The organism is Actinoplanes sp. NPDC049265 (genome assembly GCF_043197135.1).
In the GTDB taxonomy this organism is placed as follows: domain Bacteria; phylum Actinomycetota; class Actinomycetes; order Mycobacteriales; family Micromonosporaceae; genus Actinoplanes.
The window spans coordinates 216,588-229,456 of sequence record NZ_JBICSP010000015.1; the positions used below are offsets into that span (position 1 = coordinate 216,588).

The following is a 12,869-nucleotide window of genomic DNA, read 5'->3' on the forward strand; positions in this document are numbered from 1 at the left end:
TCGTTCGCGGACTCGGCCGCAGGTGCTCGGCCGGTGCGCCGCGCAGGTCGGCGAGGGCCGTCGCGCCACAACTCGATCGCCCGTTCGAGGCCGGGCACCGCCCCACAACACTGTCGTCCAACGCCCCTCCAGCATGACGGAAGCCTAATCCTCGGTCGGCGCCAATCGCGTGCACCGGACGCCGGCCGAGCGGACTCACCGTGCAAGCGACTGCTCGCACACCGTGTCCGAGAGCGGGCGGGCCGCTGACGGTATGGTGGCCGGGTGCCGGGATCACGCACGGGGTCGTTCGGACTCGACGATTTCGGGGTCGACGATCGCCTCCGGCTTTTCAGTTACGTCAATGCCGACAACCGGCTCACCTACCTGTGGCTCCTCCGCGCCTTCGACGCCGCCCGTTCCAGTTATCACGTCGTCCTGCACACCTCGGACGTTCAGGCGACACTGGCCGGTCTGGCCGAGAGCCACCGCGACTGCCCCGATCCGGCCGGGCTCGATCTGCCCCGGCTGCTGGACGCCCTCGTCGACTGGGGCGTGCTGGACCGCGGCCAGGACGGCGCCCGGGCCGCCAGCCTCGCCGAGTACCGTAAGCGGCATTCGGTCTACCAGTTCACCGAAGCCGGTTACCGCGCCCACCGTGCGGTCGAGTCCGTCCTCGCCGCCGGGTTGGAGGACAGCACACTGTCGCGGCTGGTCTTCGCCGACCTGCTCGCCGACCTCGAGGCCCTCGCCGCGGCGAACCAGAACGGTGACGCCGACGAGGTCTACCGCAAGCTCAACCGTCTGGACCGGGCATTGGCCGACGTCGCGGAACGCGCCGCCCGCTTTTATCACATGCTCGGCGATCTGAGCCGGACCCATGACGTACGCCCGGAGGTCTTCCTCACCCACAAGGATGCCCTGCTCGTTCACCTGCGGGACTTCCACGACGAGTTGCAGCGGTACACGCCGCGCCTGCGTGAAGCCGTGCACGAGGCCGAGGCGACCGGCCTGGAACGAATGATCGAGGCAGCGGCCGAGGCCGACGAGCGGCTCTTCGCCACGCCGGCCGAACGGATCGAGGACTGGCGCCGCCGCTGGCGCGGACTGCGCTCGTGGCTGGCGCCGGAGACCGACCAGCCCAGTGAGGCCGACCGGCTCTCCGGCGCGACGGTGGCGGCGATCGGGGACGTGCTCGCTCTGCTGCGGCGTGTCACCGAGGCGCGCCGGGGTGGGGTGAGCCGGGAGTCGCAGTTGCGGCATCTGGCGGCCTGGTTCACCGGCGCCGGCTCCGAGGAGGCGGCGCACGCCATCTTCGACGTGGTGTTCGGGTTGGGTGCGCCTCGGCACGTCGGGGTGGCGTACCCTGATCCGGCTGCGATCCCGGGACGATTGTCCTGGTGGGAGGCGCCGGCGGTGGAGTTGTCCCGCACGCTGGTGCAGAGCGGCCGAATGCCGGGGCAGGGCAACGGCCGGATCGCCCGGATCGAACGATCGGAGTCGTCCCGCCGGGCGATGCGGGAACGGCAGGTCGCCGAGGAGCGCCGACAGGCGGACGCGGCCACCAGCCTGATCGACGCCGAGACCCTCACCGACGCGCAAGCCGGCGCGCTGCGCCGACTTCTCGACATCGCCTTGGCGACGCGGCAGGCGGGCCGTCGGGAGGCCCCTCTCGCGGCCGCTGCGTTTGGGGTACGGCTGACGCTGACCCCCTGCCCCGGCCGTTTCACGACGGTGCCCACCCAGTCGGGCCGGCTGCACATCGACGGCTTCGAGCTGTCCGTGACCGCGGCTGCGCACACCGCGGCGCGCCGAACCGAACCGGCGGCCACATGAGGTTCGCTGCCGAGGTCTCCGATCTGGAGCTCGCCGATTACCAGCGCGCGGTGCGGCTCCTGCTGCGGCATCCGCTGATCACCGCGACCTGGCCGGACGAGAAGGCACTGCCGCGGATCCGCCGGTTCGCCGCCGAGCTGCGCGGCGACCTGTCCGAGGCGTTCGGTTACCGGCTGGAGTTGCACGGCGGCACCGCGCGGCTGGTTCGCACCGCCGACCAGCTGGCGACCGACCGGCCGGCAACCTCACGGACCGGCCGCCCGTTCGACCGGCAACGCTACGCCTACCTGTCGCTGTGCCTGGCGGCGCTGGGCCGCGCCGGCATTCAGATCACGCTGAGCGAGCTGGCCGGGGCGGTCGCCGCCGACGCCGGCCGGGTCACCGGTCTCGGGCTGGACCCGGATTCCGGTGCGGACCGGCGGGCGTTCGTCGACGCGGTCGGCTGGTTGGAGGAGCGGGGTGTGCTGCGGCTGGCCGACGGCTCCAGTTCGGCGTGGGCAAGCGATCCCGACGCGGGCGAGGCGCTGTACGACGTCGCCCGCGACGCCGTGCTGGCGCTGTTCCGGCCGCCCCGGGTGCTGCAGCACATCGACTCGGCGACCGACCTGCTGGACCGCTCGCTGAGCGGTAGCGGCAACGCCGAGCGGCGGGCCACGGCACAGGCCGCCCGGCGCGCGACGCTGGAGCGGCCGGTCGTCTACTACGACGACGTCTCCTCAGAGGTCGGCCACCATCTGCGCGGGCAGGCCTTGTCCGCCGACCTGTACCGGCTCACCGGGTTGCGCCTGGAACGGCGGAACGAGGGTGTACTGCTGGTCGATACGGCCGGCTGGTCGGCGGAGCGGTTCCCGGGGACCGGCTCGGTGGCGCAGGCGGCACTGCTGCTTGCGGTGGCGATCGCGGAACGGGTGACCGACCCGGACGGCCGCAGGACGCGCCGCATTCCGGTGCCGGATCCGGCGGAGGCCCAGGAGAAGTTGATCGGCCAGGTCGACGCCGGGTTGCCGGCGGGCGTCCCGCTCGGCCTCGACACCCATGAGACGACAGCGGACGTGCCGGCGAAGGTGGAGGACGCCGAGCGGCGACTGCCGCTGATCACCGACAGCTTCCTGCGGGAGGCGACGGCGGAGATCCTGCACCGGTACGGGCCGGCCTTCGGCGCCGCCTGGCACGCCGATCCCGATCGGCTGCGCACCGAGGCGATCGAGCTGCTCACCCGGTTCGGGGCGGTGCTACCCGTACCCGGCGGTGTGCTGGGCCGCCCATTGCTCGGACGCTATCGCAGCACCGTGGCCCAGGTCAGACAACGCACCCTCTACTAGCTCGAGGAATCCGCCTTGGCTCGATTCGCCCCCACGCGCGCCGGCATCATCAACCTGTGGGACTACCGGGACGAGGAGTTCCTGTTCGTCGACGGGTGGCTCGTGCTGCGTGGCCCGAACGGCTCCGGCAAGACGAAGGCCCTGGAGGTGTTGTTCCCGTTCGTCCTGGACGGGCGGATCGAACCGCGCCGGCTGAATCCGTTCGCCGGCGAGGACCGGACGATGAAGTCGAACCTGCTCTACCGTGGGCAGGAAACGGCATACGCGTACGTCTGGCTGGAATTCTCCGACGGTGACCGGTTCGCGACGATCGGGATCGGGCTGCGGGCCCACCGGCACAACGACCGGGTGACTCGCTGGCACTTCGTCGCCGACGGCCGGGTCGGGGTGGACCTGTCGCTGCTGGACGCCGACGATCGGCCAGTGTCACGGCGGGACCTGATCGACCGGCTCGGCGCGGAGGCGGTGCGCGACTCGGCCGAGGAATACCGGCATCTGGTCGACGCGAGACTCTTCGGGCTGGGCCCGGCACGCTACGAGCAACTCCTCGATCTGGTCCTGACCCTGCGCAAGCCGCAACTGGCGAAAGACCTCAACCCGGTGGAGCTGTCCCGCACCCTGCAGCGGGGCCTGCGGCCGGTGGAAGACCACCTGCTGGTGGAGGCGGCGCGCTCGTTCGACGACATGGAAGCGGTCGCCCGTACCCTCGAGGGTCTGGTCGCGGCTGATGCCGCGACCGCGGCCTTCCTGGCCGTCTACGCCACCTACCTGCGGACTCACGCGAGAGCGGCGGCCGATGCGCTCACCGCACGCGGGAACAACGTGGGCGTACGCCGGGAAGCGCTGACCGCGGCCCGTGACGAGGCCGAGGCGGCACATCAGCGGGCGGCGGAGGCGGAGCAGTGGCTACGTGCGATCGAAGGTGAGCCCGGCCGGCTGCGGGCGCATCTGGACCGCTTGAAGAACTCCGCCGCCTACCGGTCGCACGAACAACTGGCCGACCTGGAACGGCATGTGCACGACCTGGCGGACGCCGCCCGCCGCGCCGACCGGCAGGTCGAGGCGGAGCGCGACACCGCCGGCCGACGGCGGGCGGAGTCCGAGCGGTCTGCCGCGGCGCTGCACGAGGCACGCGCCAAGGTCGGCCGGGTGACGGCCGAATTGGCCTCGGAAGCGACCGCCGGCGGCGTCGAATGGCAGGCCGGGGATGCGGACGCCGACGGGCTGGCGACACGGCTGGCATCCCGGTCAGCGGCGCGCCGTGCCGACGTGCGGGCGATCCGGGAGTTGGCGGACCGCGCGGCCGAGGCGGAACGTGAACATGTGCGGGCCGCGGATGCCGACCGTGCGGCCCGCGCCGCCTCGGAGGACGCCTCCGCGGCGGAGGAACAGACCGGCGCTGCCCTCGATGTGGCCCGGGAGCACACCGCCGAGGCGGTACGAGTCTGGGGAACCGCGCACGCCGGACTGCTCGCCACCCTGAACGTCTCCGATCTGCCGGACACTCTCGCCGAGGCGGTGACCAGCCCCTCCCTGCGGGATCTCTACCACGACCGGATGGTCGCCCCGGTCGGCGCGATCCGGGACGAGTTGGCCGCACTCGGCTCCCGATCCGACCGGCTCGCCACCGAACGCCGGACGGTGGTGGAGGAGCGGGCGCTGATCGCGGCCGAGCACGACGACTCGCCGCCGCTGTCACCGACCCGCCCGGCCGTACGGGAAAACCGGGCCGGCGCGCCGTTGTGGCGTCTCGTCCGGTTCGCCGACGGAACACCGGAGACGAAGGCGGCCGGCATCGAGGCCGCCCTGCACGCGGCCGGTCTGCTGGACGCCTGGGTGCACCCGTCCGCCGACGACGACGGCGAACAGGACGCCTACCTACGGGCCGGCGTGCGGACCGGCGGCGAGACGCTGGCCGACGTGCTCGTACCCGAGGATCAGGAACTCGTGCCGGCCGAACGGATCACCGCCGTGCTCCGCGGCATCGCGCTCGGCGACATCACCGGTCCTTCCGGAGTGACCGGCGACGGCCGATGGGCCCAGGGCTCCGGCGTCGGCCGCTTCGCCAAGGACCGCTGTGAGTACATCGGGGCGACCGCCCGCGCGGCACGCCGGGCCGCCCGGATCGCCGGCTGCAACCGCCGGATCGCCGCCTTGGAACGCGACATCGACGAGGCCGAGGCCGCCCGCGGGTCCCGGCGGGAGATGCTGGGCGCAGTGGAGCGGGCGGGCGCGGCGCTGCCGCCGCGCACCGCGATCACCCAGGCCGAACGTGATTTGGACCGGGCCGCGGCCCTTCTGCGGGTACGCCGTGAGGCGGCTCTCGACGCTGCGGGCCGGCTTGACGCGGCCGTGGCCGGCCAGGCCGCCGCCGACACCGCACTGCGCCGGGCCGGCGCGGACCGGTCGTTGCGGGTGGACCGACTCGACTCAACCGCTGTGGCGCTGGACCGGTTCGACCGGCTCGGAGTGGAGCTCCGGCACGCCCATGACAGTGTGGACGGCGCCGACCTGATCGCCGGGGAGGCCGCCGAGCGGCATGCCGAGGCGGAGGAACGGTGTGCGGCGACGGATCAGGCCGCGCGGGCAGCGCACGCTCGACACACCGAAAAGGACCAGGAACTGCGCACCCTGTCGGCGGCCATCGGGGCCGACGCGACCCGGGTGCTGGCCGAGGTAGCCGAGACCGAGGACGCGGTCGCCGGCGCGGAGCAGGCTCTGGAGCAAGCCCGGGCCGCTCACAGTGCGGCGTTGCAGAGCCGGGCCGGCGCGGTGGCGCGAGTCGAGGTCGGGGAGCAGTCCATGGCCGAGGCGATCGTCGAGGCGCGGCGGGAGGCGGTGCGGCTCCGGCCGTACGCCCAAAGTGATCTTCTGGGTCTGATGCGCTGCCCGCCGCACCTGCGGTGGCCGGCCGCCGACACCGCGGAAAACGATCTCGATCCGGCGGTCATGGCACTGCACGAGGCGATCTTGACCGCCACCCGCGAGCTGAGCCCGACCGAGACCTCACTGAAGCAGAGCGCGACCCGGCTGAGCAGCGCCCTCACCGATCTGCAGGCTCAGCTTCCGGCCGCCGGGCTCGACCACCGACCGGAATGGGACACCGACGAGGGCGTCATCGTCGTGCGGGTCGCCGACGAGCAGGGACTGACACCGGTCGCGCATTTCGCCCAACGGATCGCCGAGGAACGTCGTGACCAGGAACAACTGCTCACCGACGCTGAGCAGCGGGTCTTCGAGGACGCGCTGCTCGGCCAGTTGGCCGGGCAGATCCACCGCCGTACGATCGAGGCCCGCGACCTGGTCGACGCGATGGACCAGCAGATGCGGGCCCGGCGGATGTCGTCCGGCCTGACCGTCGGCGTGGGCTGGCGGCTCTCCGACGACCTCGACCCGGAGCAGCGTGAGGTGTGCAAACTGCTGGAACGCGATCCGGCCCGACTCGGGCCGGGCCAGCTGACCACCTTGCGCCGCCACTTCGCGGCCCGGATCAAGTCGGCCCGTGCGCAGGCCCCGGAGAAGCCGTACCGGGAATTGCTGGCTGAGGTGCTCGACTATCGGCAGTGGCGAGTCTTCGCATTCACCCTGCATCGCCCCGGCGGGGTCAGCGAGCCGCTCACCAGGGCACGGCACAGCCAGCTCTCCGGTGGTGAGCAGTCGGTGTCGCTGCACCTGCCGCTGTTCGCGGCGGCCAACGCCTTGTTCGGCTCGGCGCGCCCGGACGCGCCCCGTCTGCTCGGGCTCGACGAGGCGTTCGCCGGCGTCGACGACAACGGACGCGGCGAGCTGATGTCCCTGGCCAAACAGTTCGATCTGGATCTGTTCATGACCGGGTACGACCTGTGGGCCACCCATCCGGCGGTGACCGGGTGCGCACACTACGACCTGTCACATTCCGCGGTCGAGCACGCCGTGTCGACGGTCCTGCTCGTCTGGGACGGTACCGTGAACGTGGCCGATTTCGACGGGACCCTCGCCGCGGCGCTCGGCTCGCCGTCCACCCGTACTGCCGCGTCGCATGCCTGATCTCACCGCCGATCCGGGCTGGCGACGGCTGTTGGCAGCAGCCCGGCGAAGCTTGGAACGCACCGGCGGCAGCCTTGCCGGATCTGTCTCGCTGTCCACGCCGGACGAGGCGGAACGGCACGTCGTCATCGGCGTGACCGGGGTGCACCGGCCCGCCGGCGTCGGCCGGGTCACCGTTCGCCTGAGCGAGATCGACGCCTTCCTGCGAGATGCTCACAACACCGGCCTGCTGGCCGTAATGGGCTCGTTCCGCGACCGCCCCGGTGAACGCGCGGTCCTCGCCGAGGCCCGGGAGTCGGTGCTCGCGCTGGCTGCGACGAGCCGTCACGCCGGCGAGCCCTGGTTCGACGACTGGCTCGGGAACCTGCGCCGAGATGGAACCCTCACCCGGATAACCAGAGGCGGGCTGCCGTTCACGCGGGTCCTGGCGGTGCTGAACGCGCTTCCGGCCGCCGACGAGCCGATGCCGGTGTTCGCCGAACGAGTCCTCGGCGATACCAAGGCACTGGCCGACGGCCCGATCCGCGGGTTGATCCTGCGGGCGCTGGCGGCCTGGCACGAAACCGGAGCCCCCGAGGCTGCCGAACAGGAACGGGCGTTGTGGGAACTGGCCGGCGTGGTGCCCGACGACCTCGCCAGCCAGGTGCTGGTTCTGAACCTGCCGGCCGTGGGCGGCCTGCTCGGCGAATGGCTGTCCGCTGCCGCGGATGCTCACCTGCCGTTCCGCATCACCCTGCACCAATTGCGGCTCGCGCCACTATCGCTGCCGGTCCCGGAGATCTTCGTGTGTGAGAACCCGGCCGTTCTGCGAGCCGCCGCCGGCCGCGTCACCGCACCACTCATCTGCACCGAGGGAGTGCCGTCGGCTGCGGTTCACACCCTTCTGGGCTTCCGGCCTCCGGATTCCGTGATCCGATGGCGCAACGACTTCGACTGGACCGGCGTACGACTGACCTCCGCCGCGCTGGCCCGCTACCCCGGCGCCGTAGCGTGGCGCATGTCCGCCGCCGACTACCGGACCGCCGACCGGACGGGGCTTCCCCTGAACGGCCCAGCCACGGCCACTCCGTGGGACCCGTCACTTGCGGAGGCGATGACCGGCGCCGGCCGGTCGGTGATGGAAGAACGCTTCATCGGCACGCTCCTGGCCGATCTCGCGCACGGCAGCGAGACATCTGACCGAGACTCACGGACGCCCGCAGTCCGGCTCGACCACGGCGCGGTGACCCCTCAGGCTTGACTTTCATCGACTTTGGGCGGACCTCTCTCGCCGCGTTGCTCCTGACGCCGAGAACTGATCAGATCGGAGAATGGATGTCGTCGTGATGCTCCGCCGGCGGGCCACGGCGTAACAAGCGGCATCTCGTGACTGGGCGCGTCAGCGGAAGCCGACGCGCCCAGTCAGCGTCGATTCGCCGAGGAACTGTTCATCTCGCACCACCTGGCCGCGTGCGTAGGGCAAGACCTTCTTCCCTGTCGTACCGTCGCCCGCCGTTTCGGTGGAACCTCACACTGATGTCAGGTCCTACCTTTCCCCCGTAGCAGAGCCAAGCCGGCCCTGCGGACGACGGGAAGGAAGATCGATGACTTCGCCACTGACGTACTCGGCCGAGGCCCACAATGGACGGACGAAAATCATCCTCGCCGGACGCGTATTCGTCCCTCCGAAGCTCGCGGAGGAGTTTCTCGACGAGATCCAGGCGACCTACCCGATCGCCGAGGCGAACCCGGGAAACCTGCTCATCGCCTTCAGCCTGGAGGACCCGGAGATCGGCTCGCTCACGGCGATCGAGCAGTGGGAGTCCCAGGAGGCGCTCGACGAGCATCTGGCCACGCCCGAGGTCTCGAAGCTCTACGCCAAGTGGCTGCCGCTCATGCGCAACGAGGTACGCCAGTTCGGCATCGTCGACGAGTCCCCGATGACGTACACGACCGGGAGGTGACGGCGATAATGAGCGACAACAAGAGCAAGATCACCGACGTGTACGAGAAGGCCGCCGCCGGTGCCGTCGAAGAGTCGTTCCGCCTGCTGCTCGACCTCTTCGACCCCGACGTCGACATCCACGAAACCCCGATCACCCCGTGGGGCGGCGAATTCCACGGGCGGGACGAGATGATCGAAATGTTCTCCAAGCTCAGCACGTATCTGGGCCCGGAGCCCATCAAGATCCGCGGCATCTTCGGCGAGGAAGACAGCGTCGTGGTCCGCTTCCTCGGCAACTTCAAAGCCGACCCGGACGCGGAACCCGTGTCCATCGACGTCGTCGAGTGGTACACCTTCCGCGACGGCCTGATCGTCGACCTCCGCGTGTTCTACTGGGAGCCGATCAGAGCCCAGTGAACGCCGCACCAGGCTGGACGATCGTGAGCCGGCCTGAGGGGTGAAGCCGGTCCGGCTCGCATGAGACGGCGAGGGGAGAACCGGTCAGCGGCTTGGGTCTCGACGTGCGATGGGACCCGCAAGGCAGGATGAGTGGACAGAGGCGGACGGTCCATCCAGAGGCCACGGGCATCGCAGCATGACGGCGCGCGACAAGGTGCCAATGTCTCTAGATCACACACTGGTCATATTCGCGTCCACCACGGACCCCGAAGTGGCCCTGACCAGATAAAAGCAACTGGTCAGGGCCATGATCACCCAAACGCTGCGTAGAACTGAACGTACGACCCGGCCGCGTCCTTGGTTGTGGCCATCGACAAATCCTCAAGCGCGCGGGGCAGCCCAGCCATTTCCCGACTCGGTCCTTAGTGACGGCCAGTTGGCCGCTTCAACTAAAGTGCGCGTCACCAAATTCACGGCACGACCTCTATTCTCCACGCTCCACCAGGCTTCACTAGAGTGCCCGATGGAAACTGCGATGGATCGTAGGTTTCCTGGCAACGGTGGCAAATTGGGACTTGCCTTCCGGCCCGGGGCCTAATCGCTTCGGTAAATTGTACCGACTGTGGATCAACACCGAGTTGACGTAGCACGTCAGACTCCGCGCACCCCGTTGGATTACCGTTGCATCCCGCCGCCACGCGACCTGTCGCCGGATCCACACACAGTCACCGTTGCCTGGACCTCGACAACGCCATCCTCATCGCCATCTGCGCTATGTCGGCGACGACACGATCCGTCGAGCCGCTGAGTCGGCCGCGATTCAGCCTGCCTGCGCTGCGGCCTGCGTCGATGCTGCCCCGGGACCGGCACGACGGGCGCTGCGCAGCATGCTGACGCTCACTGCGAGCGTCCAGATGCTCCACACCGCACCCATGCTGGCCGTGGTCCCCCAGCCCTGGGCGCTGTAGAAGTCCGCCGGATCGTCACCGAAATACACTGCCGGCACGAAGGCCAGGTTGACGGCGGCGAGCACATATGCCGAGCGGCCCACCCACTTGGGCAACAAGCGCAGCCGAGTCACGCAGATGCCGAAGGCGATCAGGAACAGGCCCATCAGCAGCCGGGAAACGGCGCCCTGCAGCAGGTACTGCGCTGCGGCGAACGGCCCTTCCTTGGTGGTGTCGATGTCGTGGTCGACCGAGATCGCGGCGCCGACTTCCATGGATTGCGGCACGAAGACCACGGCCACCCACAACAGCCCGGCCATATGCGTAACGGTGGCCGGCCAGTCGTAGGCCGGATCGACCCTGGCGATGAGCTGACGGAGTCCGGTGAAGTAGACGATGAACAGGGTGCAACCGGTGGCGCCGATGAGGCTTCGGGTGATGATGTTCCAGTCGGGCGGTGTCTCGTACACGAAATAGAGCGGAACCTGGGCGATGATGAGCAGGCTGGAGATGAGGCCGAAAAGGCCGGTGCGTTTCCTGATGGTCGCCTCGGTCATGGTTACTTCAACCCCGGGTGCGTCTGCGGTAGTTGAGCAGGAGGCAACCGCCTGAGCGGTCGGCATTGACGAGCTCGAAGAGCTGTGAACCACCGATGTCTTCGAACAGCCGATGGCCACCGCCGGCCAGGCCCGGTGAAACGACGAGGCGCATTTCGTCGACGAGGTGTTCGCGCAACAGGGATCCGGCCAAGGCCAAGCTGCCGTGGATGCCGATGTCGCCACCGCTCTGACGCTTCAAGTCGGCGACGTACGCGGCTGCGGGACCGGTGACATGGGTGGTCGCCGACCAAAGGTGGCGGGGAGCAGCCGACGAGAACAGAATCTTCGGGGTGTTGTTGATGAAGTCGGCGAACGGCTGCATCGTGGAGCCGGGCCAGTGTGGGGCCCACTTCTCATATGTTCGCCGGCCCAACAACACGGTGTCCTGGCGTGCGATCACCTGAGCGAGATTGCCCATGAGTCGCTCGTCCGCGTCAACGAACCAATCGCTCTCTCCGGGTTCTTCCGCTACACCGTCGAGGGAGATCAATTCGTACAGCACCACATTGCGCATCACGTTCCTCCGTTCGCGATTGACGAGTATGTCTCAGCGCCGTGTGGAGGGTCAGGCGCTGCCCGAGCTTGCAGCCGCCAGTCTGCTGGGGTGGCCATCGAGGTTGTCCGGCAACGAGGGTGCGTCATGCCATGGCAGGAATCGCTTATCCTTCCGATCTCCGGGCTCACCAACCGGCGGAAGCGGCAACGAATCAAGCGGCTCGCCTTGCGCCGCGGCGGAGAAGTCATGTCTCAACCGTAGAAATGTGCGGGGTCGGGTACATCCGACGTGAGACGGGTCCTGCATCTCCGACTTTAGGATGAGGACAGGGCGACGGACCCGGGCCGGACCGCCCCGCGGGCGAGCGGTTTCCGCGCGCGTCAAGCAACAAGTTCCGAGGACCAGGGCCGGACATTTCGATGGCGTGAGCGATACGCTGACCGACAAAGACCCGAAGCGCGAGAGCCGATAGCCATCGGACCTCAGCCGACGCGCGGCGCGACATGCGCGCGCGGCGCGCCCCACCGTGAGGTCCGGGGGTCGCCCCCGGAGCAGGCATCGTGGACCGGACGTTGCACCATGCGAACCGCCAGGTCACTCTCACCGGCAACCCGCTTTCGGGACGTTTTACCAGCTCACGCATCATCCGCTAACGCTCGGTGCCGTCGGTGGCGCCTGCAACGGGCCGCGCTTTCATTGTCGAAGTGGTCCGTATCCGGTACAACAACGGGAGGCGTCGTGACGTCAGCGATCAGTGCCAGCGAGGCGCGCAAATCTCTGTTCCCGCTCATCGAGCGGGTCAACGAGGACCACACCCCGATCGAGATCGTCTCCAAGCGCGGTAACGCTGTCCTGGTGAGTAAGGAGGACTGGGACGCGATCGTGGAAACGAACTACTTGCTCCGGTCCCCCGCCAACGCCAAGCGCCTCGTCGAGAGCGTCGAGCAGTGGCGATCCGGCCGAGCCACCGAGCGCGATTTCGGCCCCGAGGAGTGAAGCTCAGCTGGACCGACCACGCCTGGGACGACTACCTCTACTGGCAGACCCAGGACCGCAAGACCCTCAAACGCATCGACACACTGATCGCCGACATCAAACGCGATCCCGACGGACCAGGCATCGGCAAACCGGAGATCCTCCGAAACAACCTCGCCGGACTCCGGTCCCGCCGCGTCGACGACGAACACCGCTTGGTGTACGCCGTCGAAACCAGCGAGATCACCATCATCTCCTGCCGATACAACTATGAGCGCTTTTCAACTGCCGTGGATCGGGTTCTCGATGTGGTGCAGGGCCAGGATGGCCTGCACGATGGCGGTGGCGCGGCGTGGGCAGCAGCGC

At 69.3% G+C, this 12,869-nt stretch carries 9 protein-coding genes and 1 pseudogene; 8 read left to right on the plus strand and 2 right to left on the minus strand.

Annotated features, from left to right (window positions below; all coding sequences use genetic code 11):
* Positions 1-264 precede the first annotated feature (264 nt).
* From ACGFIO_RS31360 to ACGFIO_RS31385, 6 genes are all read left to right on the plus strand, one after another.
* Positions 265-1,815 (plus strand): TIGR02677 family protein, encoded by a 1,551-nt coding sequence (locus ACGFIO_RS31360; protein ID WP_392831535.1) that lies wholly within the window; start codon positions 265-267, stop codon positions 1,813-1,815.
* Positions 1,812-3,137 carry a TIGR02678 family protein gene (locus tag ACGFIO_RS31365; RefSeq protein ID WP_392831537.1) on the plus strand — a complete coding sequence of 442 codons (1,326 nt, stop codon included), beginning with the start codon at positions 1,812-1,814 and terminating at the stop codon, positions 3,135-3,137. The genes ACGFIO_RS31360 and ACGFIO_RS31365 overlap by 4 nt, the downstream gene beginning before the upstream one ends.
* Positions 3,138-3,152: 15 nt before the next feature.
* Entirely contained in the window at positions 3,153-7,163 is a 4,011-nt protein-coding gene (locus tag ACGFIO_RS31370; RefSeq protein ID WP_392831540.1) for a TIGR02680 family protein, read from the plus strand.
* Positions 7,156-8,403, plus strand: coding sequence for a TIGR02679 family protein (locus ACGFIO_RS31375; RefSeq protein WP_392831542.1), 1,248 nt, complete (start codon positions 7,156-7,158; stop codon positions 8,401-8,403). The genes ACGFIO_RS31370 and ACGFIO_RS31375 overlap by 8 nt, the downstream gene beginning before the upstream one ends.
* Before the next feature lie 343 nt (positions 8,404-8,746).
* Positions 8,747-9,106, plus strand: coding sequence for a putative quinol monooxygenase (locus ACGFIO_RS31380; RefSeq protein ID WP_392831544.1), 360 nt, complete (start codon positions 8,747-8,749; stop codon positions 9,104-9,106).
* Between the two features lie 8 nt (positions 9,107-9,114).
* The gene (locus tag ACGFIO_RS31385; RefSeq protein WP_392831547.1) at positions 9,115-9,504 is read left to right on the plus strand and encodes a nuclear transport factor 2 family protein; all 390 of its coding nucleotides are present in this window, start codon (positions 9,115-9,117) and stop codon (positions 9,502-9,504) included.
* Between the two features lie 802 nt (positions 9,505-10,306).
* On the opposite strand, the gene ACGFIO_RS31390 is transcribed toward ACGFIO_RS31385, so the two are convergent.
* Entirely contained in the window at positions 10,307-10,990 is a 684-nt protein-coding gene (locus tag ACGFIO_RS31390; RefSeq protein WP_392831548.1) for a hypothetical protein, read from the minus strand.
* A gap of 7 nt (positions 10,991-10,997) precedes the next feature.
* The gene (locus ACGFIO_RS31395) at positions 10,998-11,546 is read right to left on the minus strand and encodes a dihydrofolate reductase family protein (protein WP_392831551.1); all 549 of its coding nucleotides are present in this window, start codon (positions 11,544-11,546) and stop codon (positions 10,998-11,000) included.
* Positions 11,547-12,266: 720 nt separating this feature from the next.
* On the opposite strand from ACGFIO_RS31395, the gene ACGFIO_RS31400 reads away from it, so the two are divergent.
* Positions 12,267-12,524: a type II toxin-antitoxin system Phd/YefM family antitoxin gene (locus ACGFIO_RS31400; protein ID WP_392831553.1), complete on the plus strand. Its 258-nt coding sequence runs from the start codon at positions 12,267-12,269 to the stop codon at positions 12,522-12,524.
* A pseudogene (locus ACGFIO_RS31405) lies at positions 12,521-12,775 on the plus strand (Txe/YoeB family addiction module toxin); the annotation flags it as partial. The gene ACGFIO_RS31400 and the pseudogene ACGFIO_RS31405, both read left to right, overlap by 4 nt.
* Positions 12,776-12,869 lie beyond the last annotated feature (94 nt).